Below are 24,790 nucleotides of genomic sequence, written 5' to 3' on the forward strand. Positions count from 1 at the left end.
ACCCACGTCCCGAGCGAGGAGGCCATGCGCCCACCCCGTACGACCCCGAAAGCCGGCACCCCGGCGCGCCCGCCGCGCGGTCGCCGCGCACACGCCGCACCTCCCCCCGACGAGCGCGCCGAGCGCCCGCTCGGCACACCACCGGTCACGGCACGCACGCGTGCCAACCGGCGTTACCTGCGCCCCCGGACCGTGCGCGCCAAGGTGGTCAGCCTGCTGATGGTGCCCGTCGTCTCCTTGCTCGCCCTGTGGGCGTACGCCACCGTCACCACCGCCCAGGACGTCGCCCGGCTACGGCAGTCCCAGCGGGTCGACGCCGAACTGCGCACCCCGGTGGCCGCGGCCGTCACCGCCCTCCAGGCCGAGCGCACCGCAGCTGTGCGCTATGCCACCGCGCCGGGCACGGGCGACGGCAGCGACCTGCAGAGCCTGGCCGCGCGCACCGACCGGGCCGTGGGCAAGCTGCGGCTGGGCGGCAACAACACCGTCGCCGACAGCGAGGAACTGCCTGCCGGCGTCTCCGAGCGCCTCGCCGTCTTCGTCACCGGTGCCGAGCGTCTGCGCGCACTGCGTACGGCCGTGCTGAACCACAGGGCCGGCTGGAACACGGTGTACACGCAGTACACGAGGACCATCGGCACGGCCTTCTCCGTGGACGGCGCCCTCGCCGGCATCCAGCAGGCCGACGTCGGCTCCGACGCACGCGTGCTGCTCGAATTCAGCCGGGCCGCCGAGGCACTGGCCCAGGAGGACACCCTCCTCGGCGGCGCGCGGACCGCCGGGCAGCTGCAGGGCCAGCGCATAAGGCTGTTCGGCGCCGCCGTCGGTGCGCGCCGAACCCTCACCGAGGCCGCCGTCGCCGATCTGCCGACCGCTCAGCGGGCCGCCTGGCGGGACCTGGCCCACAGCGACTCCTACACCGCTGTCGGAGCCGCCGAGGACAAGATCCTCGCTGCCGTACCCGGCGCCAAGCCGGCCGACGCGGCGCCGCAAGGCGCCTGGAACGCCGCCCACGCGCGCGTGCAGGACGGCATGGAGGGCATCGCGACCGATACGGGCCGGGCCGTCGCAGGCCATGCCGACCCGGTCACGCGCGGCCTGCTCAGTCCCGCGGGCGCGGCCGTACTCCTCGGCCTGGCCGCCGTCGCCGCGTCCCTCGTCATCTCCGTCCGCATCGGCCGCGGTCTCGTGGTCGAACTCGTGAGCCTGCGCAACGACGCCCTGGAGATCGCCCGTCGCAAACTCCCCGAAGCGATGCGCAGACTGCGCGCAGGCGAGGAGATCGACATCCAGGCGGAGGCGCCCGCCGGAGCACCCGCCGACGACGAGACAGCCCAGGTCTCGGAGGCCCTCACCACGGTCCACCGCGCAGCCCTGCACGCCGCCGTGGAACGCGCCGAACTCGCCAGCGGCATCTCCGGCGTCTTCGTCAACCTGGCCCGCCGCAGCCAGGTGCTGGTCCACCGTCAGCTCAGCCTCCTGGACAGCATGGAACGCCGCTCGGACGACCCCAACGAACTGAGCGACCTGTTCCGCCTGGACCACCTCACCACGCGCATGCGAAGGCACGCCGAGAGCCTGATCATCCTCTCCGGCGCCGCACCCGGCCGGGCCTGGCGCATGCCGGTGTCCCTGACCAACGTGGTACGCGCAGCCGTGTCCGAAGTCGAGGACTACGCGCGTGTGGAGGTACGCCAGCTCCCCGAGGCGCAGGTCATCGGCGCCGCCGTCGCCGACCTCACCCACCTGCTGGCCGAACTCGTGGAGAACGCCGCTCAGTTCTCACCGCCCCACACGCGCGTGCGGGTGACCGGGGAACCCGTCGGCAACGGTTACGCCCTGGAGATCGAGGACCGGGGCCTCGGCATGGGCGCGGAGCCCCTGGCGAAGGCCAACCGCCGCATCCAGCAGTCCGAGGCTCTCGACCTGTTCGACAGCGACCGGCTCGGGCTCTTCGTGGTCAGCCGGCTCGCCTCCCGGCACGACGTCAAGGTGCACCTGCGGACCTCCCCCTACGGAGGCACCACAGCCGTCGTCCTGCTGCCCACCGCACTGCTGCACAGCGGCGCGCCGGAACGCGCCTCAAACGAGGTTGAGCAAGCCCGGCACGAGCAGGAACGCGCCTACGCGCGTGTGCCGGGCCACAGCCGGCACCAGGAGACCGTGGCCGCGCGGTCGGACCGGCCCGCTCTCGCGGCCACCGCGCCCGGCTCGCATGGTGCCGCGGACGAGCCGGGCCCGCACGGAACCGTCGACGACACCCCGCCCACCGGAGTCACCGCCCTGAGACTGCACCGGCCGCCGGACGACTCCGAGACGTCCGACGCCCTTCCCCGCCGCGTGCGTCAGGCGAGCCTCGCCCCCCAGCTCCGGCAACAGCGCCCCGCGGCTCCGGAAACGGAGACCGCACGGCACAGCGATGAACGACGCACCCCCGAACTGGTACGGGACCGCATGGCGGCCTACCGCGCGGGCTGGGCTCGCGGCGGTGGCAGACAGCCCGGCCACGGCGCCGCCCCGGAACGCGATACGGGCTATGACAGCAACGAAGGAGACCCGGCATGATCCAGGACCCGAACACGAGGGCCGGCCAGCGCTCCGGCGAACTGGACTGGTTGCTCGACGACCTGGTGTTGCGCGTGAGCGAAGTACGGCACGCCGTCGTGCTCTCCAATGACGGACTGGCCGTCGGCTCCTCGACCGATCTGGCGCGGGAGGACGCCGAGCACCTCGCAGCCGTCGCCTCCGGCTTCAACAGCCTCGCCAAGGGTGCGGGACGGCACTTCGGAGCGGGTGGCGTGCGCCAGACCATGGTCGAGATGGACGAGGCGTTCCTCTTCGTGGCCGCCGCCGGCGACGGTTCCTGCCTCGCCGTCCTCACCTCTGTCACCGCCGACATCGGACTGGTCGCCTACGAGATGGCGCGCCTGGTCAAGCGGGTCGGTGAACACCTCTACACACCGCCGCGTGTAGCCGCCCAGCCACCCGCGGCCGGATGACCCCGAAGAGGCGGCACCGATGACCGAGTACGACAGCGGCGGCCCATGGGAGCCGGGGAGCCAGTGGTACGACGGCGAGGCCGGGCCGCTGGTACGCCCCTACGCGATGACGGGCGGGCGCACCCAGCCGGGGCCCACCGGGGTGCGCTTCGACCTGATCGCCCTGGTCACGCTCGACCCCGGGGCACCGGCGCTCGAGGACGTCCCGCTCGGCCCGGAACACCGCACCCTGATCGAGCTGTGTCGCACGGAGACACAGTCCGTCGCCGAACTCGCGGCGGACGCCGACCTTCCCGTCGGCGTCGTCAGGGTGCTCCTCGGCGACCTCCTGGAACTCGGCTGTGTGGTCATCAGCCGTCCCGTGCCCCCGGCGCACCTGCCCGACGAGCGGATTCTGCGCGAGGTCATCGCGGGATTGCGAGCGCTGTAGATGAACGTTCCGAAGGCGCGGTACGCCGAGTCCCCTGCCGATCCGTACGCGCCGCTCGCCGATCCGTACGCGCCGCTCGCCGATGCGCACGCGCCGCAGTCCGATCCGCACGTGTCGCGTCTCCGACCGGGCGCAAGTCGGTCACATCAGGTGTACTTCGGTCCAACCGCCCGGAAACGCGGTTCCGTTGTCATGATGCTGACTTCATCCCCGCAGCAGGCGGACGCCGACCGCAGCCGGCCCACTCGAGAGAAGTGATCATGGTCACCGAGCAATCCGACGCCGCCGGCGACACCTCCGCCCTGGCGCTGAAAATACTGGTCGCCGGTGGGTTCGGCGTCGGCAAGACGACCCTGGTGGGGGCCGTCAGCGAGATCCGGCCGCTACGCACCGAGGAACTCCTCAGCGAGGCTGGACAGTTGGTGGACGACACCGGCGGAGTGGACCAGAAGGTCACCACCACCGTCGCCATGGACTTCGGACGCATCACCATCCGCTCCGGCCTGTCCCTGTACCTCTTCGGCACACCGGGACAGGACCGCTTCTGGTTCCTCTGGGACGAGCTGTCCCAGGGGGCCCTCGGTGCCGTCGTCCTCGCGGACACCAGGCGACTGGAGGACTGCTTCCCCGCGGTCGACTATTTCGAGCACCGGCGCATCCCGTTCGTGGTCGCCGTCAACTGCTTCGCCGGAGCCCGCACTTACGGCGCACACGACGTATGCCGTGCCCTCGATCTCGACCGTGGCACACCCGTGGTCCTGTGCGACGCGCGCGACCGGGACTCCGGCAAGGAAGTCCTGATCCGGCTCGTCGAGTACGCCGGGCGGATGCACACCGCCCGGCTCCTGGACTCGGTCGGCTGAGCGCGCCGTTCAGGCCGCCAGGTCCTTCACGGCCACCACTCGGTCGATGGCGACCCGGACCAGCAGCTCACCCGGAACGCCGTTGCGGGCGCCGTACTCCTCGGCGCGGTCCTCGCCCATGTACCGGGCGGCGATGCGGGTGGCCCAGTGACGCACCTGATCCAGATCCTCCGACAGCCGGGCGTGACCGTTCAGCACCACGAAGTGGAACGGCGGCCGATCGTCGTCCACACAGAGGGCGATCCGTCCGTCACGGGCGAGATTGCGCCCCTTCACGGTGTCTTTACCGGTGTTGAAGACCAGGTCGTCGCCGTCCAGCAGAAACCAGATCGGGGCCACATGAGGGCTCCCATCGGCGCGGACGGTGGAGAGCTTGCCGGTGCGGGTACCGTCCGTGACGAACGCCCGCCATTCCTCGTCGGTCATCTTCTGTGCCATGCGCCCATCCTGCTTGCCCGGACGCCAGTCGTGGGGAAGGCTGGCGGGGAGTTCCTCCAGCCAGGGGGAGACATCACACGGGGAGACGGAGATGGGGCAGAACCAGGGACTCGGCTGGCTCCTGGACGATCTGACCGAGCGGGTGGACCATGTGCGGCACGCGCTGGTCCTGTCGAACGACGGACTCGTCACGGGTGCGAGCACGGGGCTGCGCCGTGAGGACGCCGAGCATCTGGCCGCCGTGGCGTCCGGGCTGCACAGCCTCGCCAAGGGTTCGGGGCGCCACTTCGGCGCGGGCGGGGTACGCCAGACCATGATCGAGTACGACGACGCCGTGCTGTTCGTGACTGCGGCCGGTACCGGTAGCTGCCTGTGCGTGCTCAGCGGCGCGGAGGCCGACATCGGGCAGATCGCCTATGAGATGACCCTGCTCGTGAACCGAGTCGGCGAACATCTCGGCGTCGACGCCAGGCAACCCGAGCGAACCCCTATCACAGACGTCTGACCTGCGGCTTTTCCTTCCTTCGCACAGTTATCCACAGGGTCGCCACGGTCCGCGCCGCATTGGCTACGGTGTGTGCACGGCGAACGCGCAGGGCGTGAGCCAACGACTCCGCGGGGGAGTACGACCATGTCGGCAAGCACCTTCAGTCCACCTCGGCCCGCCACGTGCAGCCCGAGCCAGGCCGCTCGGGAACTGGACCTCAAGCGAGGCGAGTTCGACCTCGCCGTACACCTCGGCCACATCCGGACCGTGCCCGACGAGGGCGGTGGAGGAGGCCGCAGGGTGGAGCGCGCGGAGATCGACCGTGTGAACGCGCGGGAGGGCTGCGCGGAAACCCTGCGCCGAAGGGTGCGGGTGGTGGGCACCTCCGAGGGCGCCGCCCTCATGGAGATCCCGCCCGGCCGGTTCACCCGCCTTGCTCGCCTGGGCGTGCTCGTGCCGGTGAAGTGGTACCTGAACCGCTATCGCGCCGTGGTCTGGCTCTATCTGGCCGAAGAACTGCGGGCTTTCGCCTCGGAGACCGCCAACGCACACCTGCTCAAGGGGCGTACGCCCGAGACCCTGCGCGGCCAGTTGGCGGCCGGGGTGGACCTGCGCGCCCGTAACTGGCGAGGACGCCACCTCGGTTTCTTGCTGCGCCGGGCCGAGGAAGAGCCCTGGGCCCGGGCCGGGGCCGTGGCGGCCTTCCTCCCGCCCATCGAGATCGCCGACGTCGTCAGGGATCCGTATGAGCGTGCCTATCTGCACCGGTTCCGGCCCGCACCACCTGCGCACACCACTCCGGGAGGGCCCTCAGCGCAGCTGGCCGAGCGGATCGCGACGGCGCAGGACGCGGACGAGATCGAGTGGCTGCGCAGCGACCTGGCCCAGGTGCTCCAGGAGGCCCGCGCCTGCTCACCGGCCCCGCGCCCGGCCGCCCGCCGTGCTGCGCCCACCTTGGGGGCGGTCGCACGGCCCATCCCGCCCATGGCCCGCACGGTCACGCGATCTGCGGAGCCGACCGTGCCCACACCGTCGGAGCCCGGGGCGGAGCGGGCCCTGGCGCAGGCGCCCGAGCCGCTGCTCGGACCTCCCGAGCCGAAGCGCGCTCCGGCGACGCGGGCGTCCGGGCCGCACGGTGGACGACTGCCGGGGCCGCCCGGGCCGCAAGAAGAGCCCGTGGTGCGGGCATTCGAGTGGCCCGGCACGACGGTGGCGCGCCCGGCCGCACCGAAGTCGGTCCGCAGCGGTCAACGCCGAGCCGAACAGGGCCCCGCACGGCCCGAGCGAGGCCTGCGTGCCTGGCTGCGGCGGGGAAGCCCCCGCCCTGCGCGGGCCTGAGCCACCAGGCTGCGGGGCCTTGTCGTCGGCGGGTCACAGGGACCTGAACAGGCCCTCCTGAACCACCGAGACGAGCAGACGGCCCTGCAGATCGTAGATGCGCCCGCGGGCCAGACCACGCCCGCCGGTGGCGATCGGCGACTCCTGGTCGTACAGGAACCACTCGTCCGCGCGGAACGGCCGGTGGAACCACATGGCATGGTCCAACGAGGCCATGTCGTAGTTCCGCGGACCCCACAGGGGTTCGACCGGTATGCGGACCGCGTCCAGGAGAGTCATGTCACTGGCGTAGGTGAGCGCGCAGGTGTGGACGAGCGGGTCGTCACCGAGCGGACCGACCGCGCGCATCCACACAGCGCTGCGCGGCTCGGCTCCCTCGGTTTCCTCGGCGTTCCAGCGCAGGCGGTCGACATACCGGATGTCGAAGGGCTGGCGGCGTGCCATCCGCTCCAACTGCTCCGGCAGCGCCCCCAGGTGCTTGCGTATCTCCTCGGCGACCGTCGGCAGCGACTCCGGGTCCGGCACCTCGCGGGCCGGCGGCAGCTGGTGCTCGAACGGTCCTTCCTCAGGCTTGTGAAAGGAGGCGGTCAGATTGAAGATCGTGCGGCCCTGCTGCACGGCCGTGACCCGGCGCGTGGTGAACGACCGGCCGTCGCGGACCCGCTCCACCTGGTACACGATCGGCACCCCGGGACGGCCCGGGCGCAGGAAGTACGCGTGCAGCGAGTGCACCGGGCGGTCGCCGTCCGTGGTGCGACCGGCGGCGACCAGTGCCTGGCCCGCCACCTGGCCTCCGAAGACCCGTTGCAGGGACTCCTGCGGGCTGCGGCCGCGGAAGATGTTCACCTCGATCTGCTCCAGGTCGAGCAGGTCGACCAGTCTCTCGGCCGGGTTGGTCATCGGTGGGATTCTCCTTGGCTCACAACTGGTCGGCGAGGACTCGCACAGGCTCGGCAGCGGCTCACAGCTGGCCGACATCGGTGACGCGGACGACCGCACGGCCCTCGGTATCCGAGGCCGAGAGGTCGATCTCCGCGCTGATGCCCCAGTCGTGGTCGCCGTTCGGATCGTCGAAGATCTGGCGGACCCGCCAGAGGCCGTTCTCCGGCTCCTCGTTGATGACCAGCAGCTTGGGGCCGCGGGCGTTGGGGCCGGTGCCGAGGTCCTCGTACTCGTCCCAGTACCTGTCCATCGCCTCGCCCCAGGCGTCGGCGTCCCAGCCGGACTCGGCGTCCATCTCGCCGAGTTCCTCGACCTGGTCGAGCGCGGCCAGTTCCACGCGGCGGAACATGGCATTGCGGACCAGGACCCGGAAGGCGCGCGCGTTCGTCGTGACCGGCTTGACCTCGTCGGCCTTCTCCCGGGCCTCCTCGGCGGTCATCTCCTCCGGGTTCGCGAGCTGCTCCCACTCGTCCAGCAGGCTGGAGTCCACCTGGCGCACCATCTCGCCGAGCCACTCGATCAGGTCCTGCAGGTCCTCGGACTTCAGGTCGTCCGGGATGGTGTGGTCGAGGGTCTTGTAGGCGCTGGCAAGGTAGCGCAGCACGATGCCCTCGGTGCGGGCCAGCTCGTAGAACGACACCAACTCGGTGAAGGACAGCGCCCGTTCGTACATGTCCCGGATGACGGACTTCGGCGACAACGGATGATCGCCGACCCACGGGTGACTCTTGCGGTAGGTGTTGTACGCGTGGAAGAGCAGTTCTTCCAGCGGCTTCGGATAGGTGACGTCCTGGAGGCGCTCCATGCGCTCCTCGTACTCGACGCCGTCCGCCTTCATCGCGGCCACGGCCTCGCCGCGGGCCTTGTTCTGCTGGGCGACGAGGATCTGCCGCGGATCGTCCAGGGTGGACTCGACCACGGACACCATGTCGAGGGCGTAGGACGGCGACTCGGGGTCGAGCAGTTCGAACGCGGCGAGCGCGAAGGTGGACAGGGGCTGGTTGAGCGCGAAGTCCTGCTGCAGGTCGACCGTGAGCCGGACGATACGGCCCTCGGCGTCGGGTTGGTCGAGCTTCTCCACGATGCCGCCGTCGAGCAGCGAGCGGTAGATCGCGATCGCCCGGCGAATGTGCCTGAGCTGCTGCCTGCGCGGCTCGTGGTTGTCCTCCAGGAGGTGTCGCATGGCCTCGAAGGCGTTGCCCGGGCGGGCGATCACCGACAGCAGCATTGTGTGCGTCACCCGGAAACGCGAGGTCAGCGGCTCCGGCTCCGACTCGATCAGCTTCTGGAAGGTGTTCTCCGTCCAGCCGACGAAGCCCTCCGGCGCTTTCTTGCGCACCACTTTGCGCCGCTTTTTCGGGTCGTCGCCCGCCTTCGCCAGCGCCTTCTCGTTCTCGATGACATGCTCCGGCGCCTGCGCCACGACGAGTCCCGCCGTGTCGAAACCGGCCCGGCCGGCCCGGCCCGCGATCTGGTGGAACTCCCGAGCCCGCAAGGTACGCACCCTGCTGCCGTCGTACTTGGTGAGGGCCGTGAACAGCACCGTGCGAATGGGCACGTTGACGCCCACGCCGAGCGTGTCCGTGCCGCAGATGACCTTCAGGAGACCGGCCTGGGCGAGCTTCTCCACCAGGCGCCGGTACTTGGGCAGCATGCCGGCGTGGTGGACGCCGATGCCATGGCGCACGTAACGCGAGAGGTTGCGGCCGAACTTGGTGGTGAAGCGAAAGTTGCCGATCAGCTCGGCGATCTGGTCCTTCTCCTCACGGGAGCACATGTTGATACTCATCAGCGCCTGCGCCCGCTCCACGGCCTGCGCCTGCGTGAAGTGCACGATGTACACCGGCGCCTGCTTGCTCTCCAGCAGGTCGGTGAGTGTTTCGGTCAGCGGGGTGAGCTCGTACTCGTAGGAGAGGGGCACCGGGCGGGTCGCCGAGCGGACCACCGACGTGGGACGGCCGGTGCGGCGGCTGAGGTCCTTCTCGAAGAAGGACATATCCCCCAAAGTGGCCGACATCAAGATGAACTGCGCCTGAGGGAGTTCCAGCAGCGGGATCTGCCAGGCCCAGCCGCGGTCGCCCTCGGCGTAGAAATGGAACTCGTCCATGACGACCTGGCCGACGTCCGCGTTCTTGCCGTCGCGCAGGGCGATCGACGCCAGCACCTCGGCGGTGCAGCAGATCACGGGGGCGTCGGCGTTCACGGAGGCGTCGCCGGTGAGCATGCCGACGTTCTCGGTACCGAACAGCTTGCACAGCTCGAAGAACTTCTCCGACACCAGCGCCTTGATCGGTGCCGTGTAGAAGGTGACCTCGTCGCGGGCCAGCGCTGCGAAGTGGGCGCCCGCGGCGATCATGCTCTTGCCGGAGCCGGTGGGCGTCGAGACGATCACGTTCGCCCCGGAGACCACCTCGATCAGCGCCTCCTCCTGGTGGGGGTAGAGGGTGAGGCCGCGCTCCTGCGCCCACGACTCGAAGGCTTCGTACAGGGCGTCGGGGTCGGCGGTCGGCGGCAGCTGATCGATGAGGGTCACGCCCCCATCTTGCCTGGCCTTCTCCCCGAGAGGGGAATCGGCTGCGGGCACGAAGATCACGGCCGCTACGCTGTGGCGCCGACGGAACGTCAGCGCACCAGGTCAACTGGACAGCGGCACACGAGGAATGGGGCGGAAAGCGGCCATGATGGGACCAGCACACTCACTGTCGGGGGCCGCGGCCTGGCTCGGCGTCGGGGCGGCCGCCGCCGCGGCTGGGCATCCGATGCCCTGGCCGGTCCTCCTTTGCGGCGCCCTGATCTGCGCCGGCGCCGCGCTCGCCCCGGACCTCGACCACAAGGCGGCCACGATCTCGCGAGCCTTCGGGCCTATCTCACGCTGGATCTGCGAGATCGTCGACAAGCTGTCGTACGCCGTCTACAAGGCGACCAGGATGAAGGGCGACCCACGCCGCTCCGGAGGTCACCGCACGCTGACGCACACCTGGCTGTGGGCGGTCCTGATCGGGGCCGGCTGCTCGGCGGCGGCGATCGCGGGGGGCCGGTGGGCGGTGCTGGCGATCCTGTTCGTGCACATGGTGCTGGCGATCGAAGGCCTGCTGTGGCGGGCGGCACGGGGCTCCAGCAGCGATGTCCTGGTATGGCTGCTGGCGGCGACCACCGCGTGGATTCTCGCGGGCGTCCTGGACAAGCCGGGCAATGGCTCCGACTGGCTGTTCACCGCGCCCGGCCAGGAGTATCTCTGGCTCGGGCTGCCGATCGTGCTCGGCGCGCTGGTGCACGACATCGGGGACGCGCTGACGGTGTCCGGCTGCCCGATCCTGTGGCCGATCCCCGTGGGCCGCAAGCGCTGGTATCCCCTGGGGCCGCCGAAGGGGATGCGGTTCCGCGCCGGAAGCTGGGTGGAGCTGAAGGTGCTGATGCCGGTGTTCATGCTGCTCGGCGGGGTGGGCTGCGCGGCGGCTCTCAACGTGATCTGAGGCAGCCCTCGCCTGCGCGCGGTCCGGCACCCGACCCGGGGCACCCCTCGGGCTCAGGTCGCCTCGTCGGCATCCGCCCCGCCGTACCGGCGCTGGAAACGGGCGATGCGGCCTTCGGTGTCGACCGTGCGGGCCTTGCCCGTGTAGAAGGGGTGGCTCTCGGAGGAGATCTCCACGTCGATCACCGGGTAGGTCTGCCCGTCGTCCCACTCGATGGTCTGCTCGCTGTGCGCGGTGGACCGGGTCAGGAACGCGTAGCCGGCGGCACGGTCACGGAAGACCACGGGGTGATAGTCGGGGTGCTTGTCCTGCTGCATGGCGGCTCCTCGAGCGGGGCGGTCGGGCAGGCGTCGTGCGGGTCAGCCGGACAGGGACTCCTCGTCGACGATGTGCACCGCGGCCTCCTCGGCGGAGGCTGCGGCGCCGTCGATGCCGACGTCGGTGGCGACGAGGGCGGCCTCCTCGTCCTCGTGCGCTCCCTCGTCCGGAGCCACCAGCCGGCCGGAGCGGGAGTTGCCGACCTCGTTGTCCAGGAGTTCCCCGTCGGTTCCGGAGCAGTCGCCGAGGCCGTCGCCGTCGACCGGGGCCATGTCGGGCTGCTCCTCGGCGAGCCGCTGGTCGAGCGTCTCACCCGTCTGCCGTTCGGCAGCCGTCACCCCTGCGTGCTCCACCGCCCAGGGGCGCTCGGGAGGGGACCAGCCACGGTCGAGCGGGTCTTCGACGCCGTCGAAATCCAGTGTGTCCTCGACGTCGAGGACACCCGAGTCCTCCCGGATCTCCGAGGGATCGGGCTGGTAGACATCGTCCCCCCAGCCGTCGTCGCTGTCCACGAGTACCTCCAGGTGGTGAGGACGGCCGTGTGCCACCGCAACGGATGGCGGGCCGCCGACACGCGCGGTACGGATGTCACACGCCGCGAACCGGGTGCTTCCGTGGCGTTCCCCGCACCGGTGCCGTTCTCCAGCCTTCCACCCCTGCTCGGGACTGCGCAACGGCACGGGCGCCGGTCATGGCCGACAGACGTGAACCGCCACCGGGCGGACCCCACGGCCCGCCGCCGAGCCGCGCACTGCCGGCGTCCGGCGTCAGCGGACCCTTCTGGACGCCGGCCCACCGCGACCTGGCTGCCGACAGCGTCGGCGGACCGCACCACACGCCGGTGCCGGCGTGTCCTGCCGTCCCCACCGACGTCAGCCTTCACCGCGCATGTCACCGCGCCCCGATCCGCCACGGCCCGGACGCCCCGCGGGCCGGCAGCCGTCACGCTGACACCCGGCGGGCCGGCTCCCGGCGAATGCCGGCAGCCGGGGCCACGGCTCCCTTCGGCGAGGCTCCTGATCGGTGCCGGTGCCGGTGCCGGTGATGCTGCCGCGGTGGCCGGCACCGTCGGCGGGCGCTGCGCCGCAGCACTGGTCGCCCGCCGGCTCGCCGGGACCTCACCCGTGCCAGGACCGCCACAGCGCCGCGTACGCGCCGTCCGCCGCGACCAGCTCGTCGTGGCTGCCCATCTCGCTGATGCGGCCGTTCTCCACGACGGCGATCACGTCGGCGTCATGGGCGGTGTGCAGGCGGTGGGCGATGGCGACCACGGTGCGGCCGTCCAGGACGCGGGCCAGGGAACGTTCCAGGTGGCGGGCGGCGCGCGGGTCGAGCAGCGAGGTCGCCTCGTCCAGGACCAGCGTGTGCGGATCGGCGAGCACCAGCCGGGCCAGCGCGATCTGCTGGGCCTGCGCCGGGGTGAGAGCGAGACCGCCGGAACCGACCTCGCTGTCGAGGCCGTCGTCCAGTGCCCGCGCCCAGCCGTCGGCGTCGACCGCGCCCAGCGCCGCCCACAGCTCGGCGTCCGTGGCGTCGGTGCGCGCCAGCAGGAGGTTGTCGCGCAGGGACCCTACGAAGACGTGGTGCTCCTGGTTGACGAGGGCGACGTGCGAGCGGACGCGTTCGGCCGACATCCGGGACAGCTCCGCGCCGCCGAGGGTGATCCGGCCGTCGCGGGGAGCGTAGATACCGGCGAGCAGCCTGCCCAGCGTGGACTTGCCCGCGCCCGAGGGACCGACCAGGGCCAGCCGGGTCCCGGGGGCGACCTCCAGGGACACCTTGCGCAGCACGTCGACGCCCTCGCGGTAGCCGAAGTGCACCCGGTCGGCGTGCACGTCCCGCCCGTCCGGCGCCAGCGCGGCGTCCCCGGCGTCCGGCTCGATGTCCCGCACACCGACCAGACGGGCCAGCGACACCTGGGCTACCTGTACCTCGTCGTACCAGCGAAGGATCAGGTTCACCGGATCGACGAGCATCTGGGCGATGAGGGCGCCCGTGGTCAGCTGCCCCACCCCGATCCAGCCGCTCAGCACGAACACCCCGCCTACCATGAGGACCGAACCGAGCACGATGATGTGGACCGCGTTGATGACCGGGAAGAGCACGGACCGCAGCCACAGTGTGTACCGTTCCCAAGCCGTCCACTCCTTGATCCGCCGCTCCGACAGGGTGACGCGGCGGGCGCCGAGCCGGTGCGCCTCGACGGTGTGGCCCGCGTCCACCGTCTCGGCGAGCGCGGCGGCGACGGCCGCGTAGCCGGCGGCCTCGGAGCGGTAGCCGGACGGTGCCCGCTTGAAGTACCAGCGGCACCCGGCCACCAGCACCGGGACCGCGAGCAGCACGGCGGCCGCGAGCGGGGGAGCCGTCACGACGAGCCCGCCGAGCAGCAGCAGGGCCCACACGACACCGATGGCCAGTTGCGGCACGGCCTCCCGCATCGCGTTGGCCAGGCGGTCGATGTCGGTGGTGATGCGGGAGAGCAGGTCGCCGGTTCCGGCCCGTTCCAGCACGCCCGGCGGCAGCCCGACCGACCGGACGAGGAAGTCCTCGCGCAGGTCGGCCAGCATCCGCTCGCCGAGCATCGCGCCCCGCAGCCGCACCTGCCGGGTGAACACGGCCTGCACGGCCAGCGCGAGCACGAACAGCCCGGCGGCAAGGCCCAGATGAAGTTCCCGCGACCGGTCGGACACCTGCTCGACGAGGCCGCCGAGCAGGTACGGACCCACCATGGAGGCGATCACGGCCACCGTGTTGACGCCGATGAGCAGCAGGAACGCCCGGCGGTGCCGGCGGAACAGCTCTGTGACGTAGGCGCGCACGGTCGCGGCCGCGCCGACGGGCAGGGTAGTGGCGGTCGTCGGGGCCGCCGGGTCGTACGCCGGCGGTGCAACGCCGATCATGCGCTCTCCTCGATCTCTTCCCGTTCCTGGCGCGCGCCCACGAGGGCACCCGCGTCTGCCGTGGCCAGTTCGTCGTCCGTCTCCCGGGTGACCACGGCCCGGTACCGCGGCTCGCTGTCGATCAGTTCGCGGTGCACCCCGACCGCCACGACCTCACCCTCATGGACGAGGGACACGCGGTCCGCGCGGTCGAGCAGCAGCGGCGAGGAGGTGAACACCACGGTCGTGCGCCCCGAGCGCAGCCGGCGCAGTCCGTCCGCGATCCGCGCCTCGGTGTGCGAGTCCACGGCGGAGGTCGGCTCGTCCAGCACCAGCACCTCGGGGTCGGTGATCAGCGACCGGGCCAGCGCGAGCCGCTGGCGCTGGCCGCCGGACAGGGACCGTCCGCGCTCGGTGATGCGGGCGTCCATCGGGTCGGCGGCGTCCAGCGATCCCTGGACGAGCGCGTCCAGCACGTCGTCGCACTGCGCGGCGGCCAGCGCGTCCGCGGCCCGTACGGTCCCCGAGGCGGGTACGTCGAGCAGTTCGCGCAGCGTGCCGGACAGCAGCACCGGGTCCTTGTCCTGGACCAGTACCGCGGTGCGGGCGCTGTCCAGGGGGAGCTCGTCCAGGGCGATCCCGCCGAGCAGCACCGAGCGGCCCGGTTCGGTGGGATGTCCGCCCAGCCGCTCCGCGAGCCTGCCCGCCGCGTCGGGGTCGCCGCAGACCACGGCGGTGAGACGCCCGGCGGGAGCCAGCAGACCGGTGCCGGGGTCGTACAGGTCACCGCTCGGCACCCCGGCCTCCCGGGTGCCTTCGGTGGCCGTGGACCGTTCCAGCGACAGCACACGGGCCGCCCGTTTGGCCGACGGGCGCGAGAAGGAGTACGCCATCGCGATCTCCTCGAAGTGCCGCAGCGGGTAGTTGAGGATCATCACCGCGCTGTAGACGGTGACGAGTTCGCCGACGGTGATCCGGCCCGCGCGGGCCAGGTGGACGCCGTGCCATACGACGGCGATGAGCAGCAGTCCGGGCAGCAGCACCTGGATGGCGGAGATCAGCGACCACATTCGGGCGCTGCGCACCGCGGCGTGCCGTACCTCCTGCGAGGCGCGGCGGTAGCGGTTCAGGAACAGCTCCTCGCCGCCGATGCCGCGCAGTACACGCAGTCCGGCGACCGTGTCGGAGGCCAGCTCGGTGGCCCGGCCCGCCTTCTCGCGCTGCACATCGGCGCGGCGCGTGGCCCGGGGCAGCAGCGGCAGCACCGCGAGGGCCACGACGGGCAGCCCGACGGCCACGACGACACCCAGGGCGGGCTGATAGACGAGGAGGCCGACGCAGACCACGACGACCGTGAGCGCGGCCGCGGTGAACCGGGAGACGGCCTCGACGAACCAGCCGATCTTCTCGACGTCGCCGGTGGAGACCGCCACCACCTCACCGGCGGCGACCCGCCGGGTCAGGGCGGATCCCAGCTGGGCGGCCTGGCGTGCCAGCAGTTGCTGGACGCGGGCGGCGGCCGTGATCCAGTTGGTGACGGCGGCCCGGTGCAGGAAGGTGTCGCCGACGGCGATGCCCGTGCCGCACAGCAGCATCAGACCACCCGTCAGGGCGAGCCGGGTGCCGGAGTGGTCCACGACCGCCTGGACGGCCAGGCCCACGCAGAAGGGAAGGGCGGACACGGAGACGAAGTGCAGAAGGCCCCAGGCGAGGGACTTCAGCTGTCCATCCAGCTGGTTCCGCCAGAGCCACCACAGGAATCGGGGGCCCGAACGTGCGTCCGGGACGCCCGGATCGGAGTACGGAAGGTCTTGAATCTGCATGACGTCCCAGTGGCTCGTGTCAGGAGGGAAGGGGAGACGGCGAAAGGCGGTGACGGGCCGTGAAAGGTTCGCGTCACCGAGTGGTGAATTTCAAGCGGTTTTCCTGGTGCAGCAGCGAAGTCCACCGGCTTACGGCCGGTGGCCGGCCGTGCCCGGCGCCGGCGGGAGTGCCCCGGCAGGCCCTCATCCCCGTCAGGCGCCCAGCCGGTCGACCGCGTGCTCGGTCTCGTCACCCGAATGTCCAGAAGATCGCACTATCGACCGGAACGTGATGCAACGATGGTCATGTGAAGATCCCCAGGGTGCGGCGAATGACTGTCGCGGTGACGGCTCTTGGAACTCTCCTGGCGTCGCTGTCGGCGTGCGGCACCGACATGTCCGGTTCGGCTCGTGCCGGCGGGGCGCTGGGTCCTCGCGGACCGGCCGTACGCAGTCCGGCCGTGTCGGCCCTCCCCGAAATCGACCCGGCCCGTCTTCCCGGGATCGGCGACCGCCTGCACCGGCAGATCCCCGCCGACTCCGGTCAGGTCCTGGCGGTCTACGGCGAGGACCGGGATTCGGCCGACTCCACGGCCGTGCTGTACACCAAGGAGGGCCCGGAGTGGCGGCCGGTGGCGCGCTGGGCCGCCCACAACGGCCGGAACGGCTGGACCGAGGACCATCACTCGGGTGACAACCGCAGCCCCATCGGCGTGTTCGGCCTCTCGGACGCGGGCGGCGTGCTCGATGATCCCGGCAGCATGCTGCCGTACGACCAGAACAGGTACGCCTACGCGCCGACGGTCGACGACGCGGCGTACGACCACGTCTTCGACTACGTCATCGCCATCGACTACAACCGTCTGCCGGGTACTCCACCGCACGACCCCACGCGTCCCGAAGGTGACGACAAGGGGGGCGGCATCTGGCTGCACCTCGATCACGGCGACGGCACGAGCGCCTGTGTCAGCCTCCCCGAGGAGGCGATGGAGTTCCTGCTGCGCACGCTCGACCCGACCCGGCATCCGGTGACGGTGATGGGGGACAGGGCGGAACTGAGCGCCTGACGCGCCGGCGCGCGCCGTCCGGCGGTGCCGCCAGGTCCGGCCACGGCACCGCCAACGGGTCGTGGCCGTCACTGAGTCGGCGCGGGGCGCAGTCGCTGGCCGGTGTGCGCCGGGCTGCCTCCCGGCGGACGCTGCCCGCAGTTGCGCGGGGACGACCGCCGCCGCCGGCAAACGCAGCTCCCCGGGCCCGATCGCGTCGTTCTCCTCGAGGCGTCATTGCGGGTCGGCCCCGACTCGCCGTAGAACACCGGCCATGAGAAGACGGATAGTCATGTCCATGATTGTCGGAGCGGCCCTCCTGGTGAGTGCGCTCTTCGGCACCGGGGCCGCGATCGCCCAAGCCGCCGACGTGCCGGCCGAGTTCGGCACCGACTGGCACGACCCGATCACCGCGGCGCCGCCCGTCGAGCGACCGCACAGCAAGTCGTGCCAGGTCACCCTCGCCGACGCCCAGTTCCGCGATTTCACGCCGTACCGGGGCGCGTACACCCCGCCCCGGGGCTGTGGCGACCGCTGGAGCAAGGTCGTCCTGCGCCTCGACGGCAAGGTGAAGGGCCGCCAGTACGACCGCCTCGGCTATCTGCACGTCGGTGGGGTCGAGATCCTGCGCACCTCGACACCGGAGCCCTCGCCCGACGGCATCGCCTGGCACGTGGAGAAGGACGTCACGCGCTACAGCGACACCTTCCGCAGCGCGCGGGATGTCGAGATGCTGATCGGCAACGTCGTGGACGACACCTAAACCGGCGTCATCGACGTGCACGTCACGCTGACCTTCTACGCGGGCCGTCCCGCCGAGCGGACCCCCGACCGTGTCCTCACCCTCGCCGACACGCCCCGGGGCACGACCCTCACCACCCCGCGCAACAGCGAGCGGATCGTCGCCGAGGTCTACGCGACCGGCTCGGGCGGCGGCTGCGAGGAGTTCTGGTATCTGACCGTGGCCGACCCGGCGTCGTACTCCTGCAAGGCCGATCACGGCCCCTACCGCGAGGTGCAGGTCAAGGTCGACGGCCAACTCGCCGGGATCGCCGCGCCGTTCCCGAACGTCTGGACCGGCGGCTGGTCCAACCCCTTCCTGTGGTACGTGCTTCCGGCGCCGGGCGCCTTCGACGTCCGGCCGATCGAGTACGACCTCACACCCTTCGCGGGCCTGCTCAACGACGGCCGTCCGCACCGCGTCGAGGTCTCCGTCGTCGGCGTGCCCGCCGGTCAGTCGGGCTGGAGCGCGCCGGTGAACGTCCTGGTCTGGCAGGACGCCCACAGCGCCCACGTCGCCGGAGCGCTCACGGCTGACAAGGCGACGGACATCGCCAACTCCTCCATCTTCACACCCGGTTCGGAGAACCGCGTGGACACCCGGGCAGGGCACGGGCTCACCGTGTCCGGATACCTCGACACCTCGCACGGCCGCGTGACCACCACCGTCACCCGGACACTCGCCAACACCTCCGTCCATCGCTGGACCGACGGCGAGAACACCGACGGACTGGACGCGACCTGGACGGACGACCAGACGACCACCGTCGGGGGAGTCGGACCCGCGCGGACCACGCACACGCACCGGACGTACACGATGAACGGCGCGACGACCATCGGCACCGACAACCGGCTGCGTACCGTGCTGACGCTCGGCGACCGCGCGTCGGCGGAGGCACTGCGCGGCGGCCGGCGCACCGCCTGGTCGCGGCTCGACGACACCTACAGCGGTGACGCGACGTACACGATCAACGTCCCGCGTGACCAGCGGCATGCGGTCGGCACGTCGAGCGAGCGCTATCGGCTGTACGGCTCCGACGGCTGCTACGACCGTTCGCTGACCACGGTTCAGGGACTGCTGACGGAGGACCGCGAGCGCTGTTGAGCACGGTGACGTGGGCTGCGCCGCCCGCGGAGTGAGGTACACGGCTGTGACACGGGCGTCTCGGCGGGGATCGGCAGCATCTCCAGAGCGATCACCGGGGAAGCCGCCTTCCGCATCGCAGGCGTCCTGTCTCGTTTCTGCAGGACGTTCCCGCGAGTGCCCGTGCCGCAGTCCGTATCGGTCCTGCCGCGACGCGTCGCACGCATACCGCAGTACCTGCCGCTTCGGGCAGGTCGCCCGCGCCCTCGTGCTCGGCATCGTCGTCGGCGAGCCGGCCGGGGTCAGCCGCGGCCGTCCAGCCGCGAGGCGACGGTTCCGTGCGCCTGATCAGGGCTCGGAGGCGGAGCCGGGTCCGGTGCGTGGCCCGCCTTGCCGTGGGCCAGGATCCGCCGACCGGGCCGCCCTGCTGCGCGCCGAGGCTCGTTGCCCGCCCTACCCCGCCGAGCGATCCGGTCCTGCGGACGCCGGGTCAGCAGCGCTTGTCGCCGTCCCCTTCGATCAGGGTGTCCAGCAGCAGGCCGAGCACCTGACGCTCCTTCTCGGTCAACGGGGCCAGGATCTCCTCGGCCGCCGAGCGGCGTGCGCCGCGCAGCTCGCGCAGGGTCGTGCGCCCCTCGTCCGTCAGCTCGATCCGGGTCACCCGCCGGTTCGCCGGATCCGGCACCCGCAGTACCTTCCCGCTCGCCTCCAGCCCGTCGACCAGCGTGGTCACCGCGCGCGGCACCACCTCCAGGCGCTCGGCGAGGTCTGCCATGCGAGGCGGCGAGGTGTAGTGCGCGAGGGTGCGCAGCAGCCGGGACTGGGCCGGGGTGACGCCCAGGTCGTGCCGTTCCAGATGGCGTTTCTGGATGCGGTGCACCCGGCGGGTCAGCCGCAGCAACTGCTCGGCGAGCAGGCCGTCGGGATCTGGGGTGGTCATGCGGGAACAATATCAGGATGCCGTTCATTGTGAGTATAGGTAACAATGAGCTATGATCCGTTCGTCATCGTCGTCCGACCTCCGGCCGGCGCCCCTCACCTCCGTAGGAGCCCATGCATCCCGACCGTGAAACGTCCTGGACCCCACCTGCCGACGCCAAGGAACAGCCCCGGCAGGTGCGCCGCATCCTGAAGCTCTTCCGTCCCTATCGCGGGCGGCTCGCGATCGTCGGCCTGCTGGTCGGCGCCTCCTCGCTGGTCTCGGTGGCCACGCCGTTCCTGCTCAAGGAGACCCTGGACGTCGCGATCCCCAGGGGCCGCACCGGCCTGCTCAGCCTGCTCGCGCTCGGCATGATCCTCAGCGCGGTCCTCTCCAGCGTCTTCGGCGTGCTCCAGACGCTGATCTCCACCACCGTCGGCCAGCGCGTCATGCACGACCTGCGCACCGCCGTCTACGGCCGTCTGCAGCGCATGTCGCTCGCCTTCTTCACACGCACCCGTACCGGCGAGGTGCAGTCCCGTATCGCCAACGACATCGGCGGTATGCAGGCCACCGTCACCTCCACCGCCACCTCCCTGGTCTCCAACGCCACCAGCGTGGTGGCCACGATCGTCGCGATGATCGCTCTCGACTGGCGGCTGACGATCGTCTCGCTGCTCCTGCTGCCGGCGTTCGTGTGGATCAGCCGCCGCGTCGGCAACGAACGCAAGAGGATCACCACGCAGCGGCAGAAGCAGATGGCCGCGATGGCGGCCACCGTCACCGAGTCGCTCTCGGTCAGCGGCATCCTGCTCGGTCGCACCATGGGCCGCTCCGACTCGCTCACCGCATCCTTCGCCGAGGAGTCCGAGCGCTTGGTGGACCTGGAGGTGAGGTCGAACATGGCCGGGCGCTGGCGCATGGCGGTGATCACGATCGTCATGGCCGCGATGCCCGCCGTCATCTACTGGACGGCAGGCCTGGCCCTGCAGTTCGGCGGCCCCAAGGTCTCGCTCGGCACCATCGTCGCCTTCGTCTCGCTCCAGCAGGGACTGTTCCGCCCGGCCGTGAGCCTGCTCGCGACCGGCGTCCAGATCCAGACCTCCCTCGCGCTCTTCCAGCGCATCTTCGAGTATCTGGACCTGCCGGTCGACATCACCGAGCGCGAGCACCCCCTCCACCTCGACCAGGTCAAGGGCGAAGTCCGCTTCGAGGGCGTCGAGTTCCGCTACGACACCGACGACAGAACCCGTCCCGTTCTCGACGGCATCGACGTCACCGTGCCCGCGGGCGGCAGCCTCGCCGTCGTCGGCCCCACCGGCGCCGGCAAGTCCACACTCGGCTATCTGGTGCCCCGCCTCTACGACGTCACCGGCGGACGCGTCACCCTGGACGGCGTCGACGTCAGGGACCTCGACTTCGACACCCTCGCCCGCGCAGTCGGAGTCGTCTCACAGGAGACGTACCTCTTCCACGCCTCGGTCGCCGAGAACCTCCGCTTCGCCAAGCCGGACGCCACGGACGAGGAACTGCACGCGGCGGCCAAGGCCGCGCAGATTCACGACCACATAGCCGCGCTGCCCGACGGCTACGACACGGTCGTCGGCGAGCGCGGCCACCGCTTCTCCGGTGGTGAGAAGCAGCGCCTCGCGATTGCCCGCACGATCCTGCGCGATCCCCCGGTCCTCATCCTCGACGAGGCGACCAGCGCGCTCGACACCCGCACGGAGGCCGCCGTCCAGGAGGCGATCGACGCCCTGTCGGCCGACCGGACGACGATCACCATCGCGCACCGCCTGTCCACGATCCGTGACGCCGACCAGATCGTGGTCCTCGAGTCCGGTCGGGTCGCCGAGCGCGGCAGTCACGAAGAGCTGTTGGAGACGGACGGGCGCTACGCCGCACTGGTGCGCCGGGACGCGCAGCTGGAACCGACGAGCTGACGCTGCGACCGACAAAGTGAACATATGCCGGGTTTGAGGTGATATGCGTATTACCGTTCCCGCATGCAGACGCGCAATCCGCCACGGAGCAGGATTCGACTGACACGACGGGGCAGGTTCGTCCTCGTCGTGGCCGGCGTCGTCGTGGCCGGCGCCGCCATGGCGGTGCCGCTGCTGACGCTGAACAGCGATCTCGACGAGACACCGCCCGCCACGCTGGTCGTCCCGGAGGGCTGGCGGGCGAGCCAGGTGTACGACGCGATCGACAAGGCCCTCAAGCTCCCTCCCGGGAGCACGCGTCAGTCCGCCCGTAGGGCCGGGCTGAAGCTGCCGGCCGACGCCAGGGGCAACCCGGAGGGCTATCTGTTCCCGGCGACGTATCCCGTTCAGCGGGGAGCGACCCCCGAGTCGCTGCTGCGCTCCATGGTCGAGGCCGCCAGCAACAGGTTCGGCGCGGCGCCGCGCGCGGCCGGGGCGCAACGCAGCGCCGTGGACGGGTACCAGGTCGTCACCATCGCCAGCATCGTTCAGGCCGAGGCGGCGACGAAGGAGGACATGGGCAAGGTCGCCCGGGTCGTCTTCAACCGGCTGGACCGCGGGATGCCGCTGCAGATGGACTCGACCCTCAACTACGCGCTGAACCGCACGAGCCTCCACACCAGCCAGGGCGACACACGTATCGAGAACCCCTACAACTCCTACCAGCGCATGGGCCTGCCGCCGACGCCGATCGACAGCCCCGGCGAGGTCGCGATGCGTGCCGCGCTCAACCCGCCGCCGGGTGACTGGCTGTACTTCGTCACGGTCAAGCCGGGAGACACCCGCTTCACCTCCGACTACGCGACGCACATGCGCAATGTGGCGGACTTCAACGCCCTGCACGAGGGCGCGGCGCAGGGGCGGACCCCGAGCCAGAGCCCGGCTGGGTCCGTCTCCCCGCGGGGTTCGCTCCGCTGAGGCGGCGGGAGGTCATGCGGCGACCGGCCGTTCCCCGGCCAGCAGCCGCCTGATGTCACGGACGGCCGCGCGGCCGGCTCGGTTGGCGCCGATGGTGCTGGCCGAGGGACCGTAGCCGACGAGGTGGACGCGTGGATCGGCCACCGCCCGGGTGCCCTCGACCCGGATCCCGCCTCCCGGCTCGCGCAGCCGCAGCGGACGGAGATGGTCCAGCGCCGCCCGGAAGCCGGTCGCCCAGAGAATCACATCGGCGGCGACGTGCCGTCCGTCGTCCCACTCCACGCCGTCCGGGGTGATGCGGTCGAACATCGGCTGTCGGTCCAGGATCCCGTTCGCGAGCCCCTGCCGAATCGTGTCGTTGAGGGGCAGCCCGGTGACCGAGACCACACTGCGCGGCGGCAGCCCCTGACGCACCCGCTCCTCCACCAGCGCCACCGCCGACCGGCCGGCGTCCTGGTCGAACGGGCCCTCGCGGAACACCGGAGGCCGCCGGGTGACCCAGGTGGTCGCTGCCGCGTACGGGGCCAGCTCCAGCAGATGCTGGGTGCCCGAGGCCCCGCCTCCGACGACCACGACCCGCTGCCCGGCGAACTCCTCGGGACCGGCGTACTGCGCCGTGTGCAGCTGCCGCCCCCGGAAGGTCTCCTGACCGGGATAGCGCGGCCAGAAGGGCCGGTCCCAGGTGCCGGTCGCGTTGATCAGCGCCCGTGTCCACCAGTCGCCGTCCGAGGTCTCCACGAGCAGCCGCCCGCCGCCCCCGTCCCGAACGGTCCGCACGTCGACGGGGCGTCGCACGCGCAGGCCGAAGGTGCGCTCGTACCGGTCGAAGTACTCGCCGATCACATCCGCCGAGGGGCGCGCGGGATCGGCGTCCGTCAGCTCCATGCCGGGCAGCGCGTGCATCCCGTGCACCTTGCCGTACGTCAGCGAGGGCCACCGGAACTGCCAGGCGCCGCCCGGCGCGGGGGAGTGGTCGAGGACCACGAAGTCGCGGTCCGGCTCGAAACCGGTGCGTCGCAGGTGGTAGGCGCTGGACAGCCCCGCCTGACCAGCGCCGATGACGACGACCTCGACCTCACGCAATTCGTTCACGCTTCCACCAACCAGGAGCGGGTTGCGGATCTTCCCGGCCGTTCAGCTGCAGGCCCGCATTCCGCGTGTCCCTCTCCCGTCGGCGATGACCCGTGACGGGATCAAGGGACTGAGACGCGTGTCCCTCTGCTTCCTCGTGCTGCGCCCGTGCTCGCATCGAGGATGTGGTGGTCGGCGAGGCAGCGAGCGGCCATGGGGCCGGTGCGACGTTGACCGAAGAGGCGCGGCGTCTGGCCGAGCGGGGGTGCCCCGCACCGTGGATCTCACCTCACGTCCTTCGCGGCAGGCCGCGAACCGGCCGTACGGGCGTCTCGGGCTCCGGGCCCGTGCGTCACCCGCCTGCCGGTTCGCCCTCGACGGTCGTCAGCGCACGGCGTTGAGCTCTTGGCGGGCCTTGGTGTGGGCGAGCGGCAGGGCTGGGCGCCGGTCTCGACGACGGCGCCGTTGCAGGTGAGCCGGTCGGCGATCGCCGCGCAGAGCCCGGGTGAACTGCGCGGCGAATTCCAGCACGGCGCCTCAGTACTTCTTCGCGCCGGCCACGATCGCCTCCCGGATGCGGTGGTACGTGCCGCACCGGCAGACGTTGCGGATCTCGTCGAGGTCGGCCTCGGTGATCTCCCGGCCCTCCTCGCGGGCCTGGCGGACCTTGGCCACGGCGGTCATGATCTGACCGGGCTGGCAGTAGCCGCACTGCGCCACGTCGTGCTCCAGCCAGGCCTCCTGCATGGGGTGCAGATCCTTGCCGACGGTGGCGGGCAGGCCCTCGATCGTGGTGACCTCGTCGTCCGGTCCGACCGCGCCGACCGGCACCGAACAGGGATTGAACGCCTTGCCGTTGATGTGGCTGGTGCAGGCCTGGCAGACACCCAGCCCGCAGCCGTACTTCGGTCCGGTGACCCCGAGGACGTCTCTGAGCACCCACAGCAGCCGGACATCGTCCTCGATGTCGACGGTCACCCGCTCGCCGTTGAGGATGAAGGTGTGTTCGGGCACGGCAACT

General features: G+C 71.2%; 20 protein-coding genes and 1 pseudogene. 11 read left to right on the top strand and 10 right to left on the bottom strand.

Features of this window, described 5'->3' with window-relative positions:
* The first annotated feature begins 24 nt into the window (after window positions 1–24).
* From AB0L59_RS15480 to AB0L59_RS15495, 4 genes are all read left to right on the top strand, one after another.
* A complete protein-coding gene (locus AB0L59_RS15480; protein ID WP_365583107.1) occupies window positions 25–2,565 on the top strand; it encodes a nitrate- and nitrite sensing domain-containing protein in 2,541 nt (846 codons plus the stop codon).
* On the top strand, window positions 2,562–2,999 hold the full coding sequence (locus tag AB0L59_RS15485; RefSeq protein WP_365583110.1) for a roadblock/LC7 domain-containing protein: 438 nt from the start codon (window positions 2,562–2,564) through the stop codon (window positions 2,997–2,999). Before AB0L59_RS15480 ends, AB0L59_RS15485 begins: the two co-directional genes overlap by 4 nt.
* Before the next feature lie 19 nt (window positions 3,000–3,018).
* Window positions 3,019–3,429 carry a DUF742 domain-containing protein gene (locus AB0L59_RS15490; protein ID WP_365583113.1) on the top strand — a complete coding sequence of 137 codons (411 nt, stop codon included), beginning with the start codon at window positions 3,019–3,021 and terminating at the stop codon, window positions 3,427–3,429.
* Between the two features lie 260 nt (window positions 3,430–3,689).
* Complete coding sequence (locus AB0L59_RS15495) at window positions 3,690–4,292, top strand: ATP/GTP-binding protein (RefSeq protein WP_365583115.1); 603 nt, start codon at window positions 3,690–3,692, stop codon at window positions 4,290–4,292.
* A 9-nt stretch (window positions 4,293–4,301) separates the two neighbouring features.
* Here the strand turns inward: AB0L59_RS15495 and AB0L59_RS15500 are convergent, their stop codons facing one another.
* Entirely contained in the window at window positions 4,302–4,730 is a 429-nt protein-coding gene (locus AB0L59_RS15500; RefSeq protein ID WP_365583118.1) for a PPOX class F420-dependent oxidoreductase, read from the bottom strand.
* Between the two features lie 91 nt (window positions 4,731–4,821).
* Between AB0L59_RS15500 and AB0L59_RS15505 the strand changes: the two genes are divergently transcribed.
* Entirely contained in the window at window positions 4,822–5,235 is a 414-nt protein-coding gene (locus AB0L59_RS15505) for a roadblock/LC7 domain-containing protein (RefSeq protein WP_365583121.1), read from the top strand.
* A 126-nt stretch (window positions 5,236–5,361) separates the two neighbouring features.
* Window positions 5,362–6,555 carry a DUF6397 family protein gene (locus AB0L59_RS15510; RefSeq protein WP_365583124.1) on the top strand — a complete coding sequence of 398 codons (1,194 nt, stop codon included), beginning with the start codon at window positions 5,362–5,364 and terminating at the stop codon, window positions 6,553–6,555.
* A gap of 33 nt (window positions 6,556–6,588) precedes the next feature.
* Here AB0L59_RS15510 and AB0L59_RS15515 read toward each other — a convergent pair whose 3' ends face one another.
* Both AB0L59_RS15515 and AB0L59_RS15520 read right to left on the bottom strand, forming a co-directional pair.
* Window positions 6,589–7,455: an acyl-CoA thioesterase II gene (locus tag AB0L59_RS15515; protein WP_365583127.1), complete on the bottom strand. Its 867-nt coding sequence runs from the start codon at window positions 7,453–7,455 to the stop codon at window positions 6,589–6,591.
* A gap of 61 nt (window positions 7,456–7,516) precedes the next feature.
* The gene (locus AB0L59_RS15520; RefSeq protein ID WP_365583130.1) at window positions 7,517–10,030 is read right to left on the bottom strand and encodes a DUF3516 domain-containing protein; all 2,514 of its coding nucleotides are present in this window, start codon (window positions 10,028–10,030) and stop codon (window positions 7,517–7,519) included.
* Between the two features lie 145 nt (window positions 10,031–10,175).
* On the opposite strand from AB0L59_RS15520, the gene AB0L59_RS15525 reads away from it, so the two are divergent.
* A complete protein-coding gene (locus tag AB0L59_RS15525) occupies window positions 10,176–10,970 on the top strand; it encodes a metal-dependent hydrolase (protein WP_365583132.1) in 795 nt (264 codons plus the stop codon).
* A 53-nt stretch (window positions 10,971–11,023) separates the two neighbouring features.
* On the opposite strand, the gene AB0L59_RS15530 is transcribed toward AB0L59_RS15525, so the two are convergent.
* The 4 genes from AB0L59_RS15530 to AB0L59_RS15545 all read right to left on the bottom strand — a co-directional run bounded on the left by AB0L59_RS15530 (window position 11,024) and on the right by AB0L59_RS15545 (window position 15,990).
* On the bottom strand, window positions 11,024–11,287 hold the full coding sequence (locus tag AB0L59_RS15530) for a type B 50S ribosomal protein L31 (protein WP_365583135.1): 264 nt from the start codon (window positions 11,285–11,287) through the stop codon (window positions 11,024–11,026).
* A gap of 42 nt (window positions 11,288–11,329) precedes the next feature.
* Window positions 11,330–11,800: a DUF5709 domain-containing protein gene (locus tag AB0L59_RS15535; RefSeq protein WP_365583137.1), complete on the bottom strand. Its 471-nt coding sequence runs from the start codon at window positions 11,798–11,800 to the stop codon at window positions 11,330–11,332.
* Between the two features lie 606 nt (window positions 11,801–12,406).
* Window positions 12,407–14,188 carry an ABC transporter ATP-binding protein gene (locus AB0L59_RS15540; RefSeq protein WP_365583140.1) on the bottom strand — a complete coding sequence of 594 codons (1,782 nt, stop codon included), beginning with the start codon at window positions 14,186–14,188 and terminating at the stop codon, window positions 12,407–12,409.
* A complete protein-coding gene (locus tag AB0L59_RS15545; RefSeq protein WP_365583142.1) occupies window positions 14,185–15,990 on the bottom strand; it encodes an ABC transporter ATP-binding protein in 1,806 nt (601 codons plus the stop codon). Before AB0L59_RS15545 ends, AB0L59_RS15540 begins: the two co-directional genes overlap by 4 nt.
* A gap of 311 nt (window positions 15,991–16,301) precedes the next feature.
* Here AB0L59_RS15545 and AB0L59_RS15550 point away from each other — a divergent pair, with 311 nt between their 5' ends.
* Both AB0L59_RS15550 and AB0L59_RS15555 read left to right on the top strand, forming a co-directional pair.
* Window positions 16,302–17,036 carry a L,D-transpeptidase family protein gene (locus tag AB0L59_RS15550; RefSeq protein WP_365583144.1) on the top strand — a complete coding sequence of 245 codons (735 nt, stop codon included), beginning with the start codon at window positions 16,302–16,304 and terminating at the stop codon, window positions 17,034–17,036.
* Between the two features lie 253 nt (window positions 17,037–17,289).
* Window positions 17,290–18,900, top strand: a pseudogene (locus AB0L59_RS15555) (peptide-N4-asparagine amidase).
* A gap of 469 nt (window positions 18,901–19,369) precedes the next feature.
* Here the strand turns inward: AB0L59_RS15555 and AB0L59_RS15560 are convergent.
* The gene (locus tag AB0L59_RS15560; RefSeq protein ID WP_365583146.1) at window positions 19,370–19,819 is read right to left on the bottom strand and encodes a MarR family transcriptional regulator; all 450 of its coding nucleotides are present in this window, start codon (window positions 19,817–19,819) and stop codon (window positions 19,370–19,372) included.
* 113 nt (window positions 19,820–19,932) lie between these two features.
* Between AB0L59_RS15560 and AB0L59_RS15565 the strand changes: the two genes are divergently transcribed.
* Window positions 19,933–21,741, top strand: coding sequence for an ABC transporter ATP-binding protein (locus AB0L59_RS15565; protein WP_365583149.1), 1,809 nt, complete (start codon window positions 19,933–19,935; stop codon window positions 21,739–21,741).
* A gap of 63 nt (window positions 21,742–21,804) precedes the next feature.
* The gene (mltG, locus tag AB0L59_RS15570; RefSeq protein ID WP_365583151.1) at window positions 21,805–22,698 is read left to right on the top strand and encodes an endolytic transglycosylase MltG; all 894 of its coding nucleotides are present in this window, start codon (window positions 21,805–21,807) and stop codon (window positions 22,696–22,698) included.
* Window positions 22,699–22,710: 12 nt separating this feature from the next.
* On the opposite strand, the gene AB0L59_RS15575 is transcribed toward mltG, so the two are convergent.
* A complete protein-coding gene (locus tag AB0L59_RS15575; protein WP_365583154.1) occupies window positions 22,711–23,790 on the bottom strand; it encodes an NAD(P)-binding domain-containing protein in 1,080 nt (359 codons plus the stop codon).
* A gap of 516 nt (window positions 23,791–24,306) precedes the next feature.
* Window positions 24,307–24,783, bottom strand: a complete 477-nt coding sequence (locus AB0L59_RS15580; RefSeq protein WP_365583157.1) for a (2Fe-2S)-binding protein — start codon at window positions 24,781–24,783, stop codon at window positions 24,307–24,309.
* Window positions 24,784–24,790: the final 7 nt, after the last annotated feature.

The sequence above is a fragment of the Streptomyces sp. NPDC052109 genome, from assembly GCF_040680195.1.
Taxonomy (GTDB): domain Bacteria; phylum Actinomycetota; class Actinomycetes; order Streptomycetales; family Streptomycetaceae; genus Streptomyces.

Excerpts from the sequence above, each read along its gene's own strand:
- AB0L59_RS15480 (WP_365583107.1), top strand. The coding sequence starts at position 25 with ATGCGCCCACCCCGTACGACCCCGAAAGCCGGCACCCCGGCGCGCCCG.
- AB0L59_RS15485 (WP_365583110.1), top strand. The coding sequence starts at position 2,562 with ATGATCCAGGACCCGAACACGAGGGCCGGCCAGCGCTCCGGCGAACTG.
- AB0L59_RS15490 (WP_365583113.1), top strand. The coding sequence starts at position 3,019 with ATGACCGAGTACGACAGCGGCGGCCCATGGGAGCCGGGGAGCCAGTGG.
- AB0L59_RS15495 (WP_365583115.1), top strand. The coding sequence starts at position 3,690 with ATGGTCACCGAGCAATCCGACGCCGCCGGCGACACCTCCGCCCTGGCG.
- AB0L59_RS15500 (WP_365583118.1), bottom strand. The coding sequence starts at position 4,730 with ATGGCACAGAAGATGACCGACGAGGAATGGCGGGCGTTCGTCACGGAC.
- AB0L59_RS15505 (WP_365583121.1), top strand. The coding sequence starts at position 4,822 with ATGGGGCAGAACCAGGGACTCGGCTGGCTCCTGGACGATCTGACCGAG.
- AB0L59_RS15510 (WP_365583124.1), top strand. The coding sequence starts at position 5,362 with ATGTCGGCAAGCACCTTCAGTCCACCTCGGCCCGCCACGTGCAGCCCG.
- AB0L59_RS15515 (WP_365583127.1), bottom strand. The coding sequence starts at position 7,455 with ATGACCAACCCGGCCGAGAGACTGGTCGACCTGCTCGACCTGGAGCAG.
- AB0L59_RS15525 (WP_365583132.1), top strand. The coding sequence starts at position 10,176 with ATGATGGGACCAGCACACTCACTGTCGGGGGCCGCGGCCTGGCTCGGC.
- AB0L59_RS15530 (WP_365583135.1), bottom strand. The coding sequence starts at position 11,287 with ATGCAGCAGGACAAGCACCCCGACTATCACCCCGTGGTCTTCCGTGAC.
- AB0L59_RS15540 (WP_365583140.1), bottom strand. The coding sequence starts at position 14,188 with ATGATCGGCGTTGCACCGCCGGCGTACGACCCGGCGGCCCCGACGACC.
- AB0L59_RS15545 (WP_365583142.1), bottom strand. The coding sequence starts at position 15,990 with ATGCAGATTCAAGACCTTCCGTACTCCGATCCGGGCGTCCCGGACGCA.
- AB0L59_RS15550 (WP_365583144.1), top strand. The coding sequence starts at position 16,302 with ATGACTGTCGCGGTGACGGCTCTTGGAACTCTCCTGGCGTCGCTGTCG.
- AB0L59_RS15560 (WP_365583146.1), bottom strand. The coding sequence starts at position 19,819 with ATGACCACCCCAGATCCCGACGGCCTGCTCGCCGAGCAGTTGCTGCGG.
- AB0L59_RS15565 (WP_365583149.1), top strand. The coding sequence starts at position 19,933 with ATGCATCCCGACCGTGAAACGTCCTGGACCCCACCTGCCGACGCCAAG.
- mltG (WP_365583151.1), top strand. The coding sequence starts at position 21,805 with ATGCAGACGCGCAATCCGCCACGGAGCAGGATTCGACTGACACGACGG.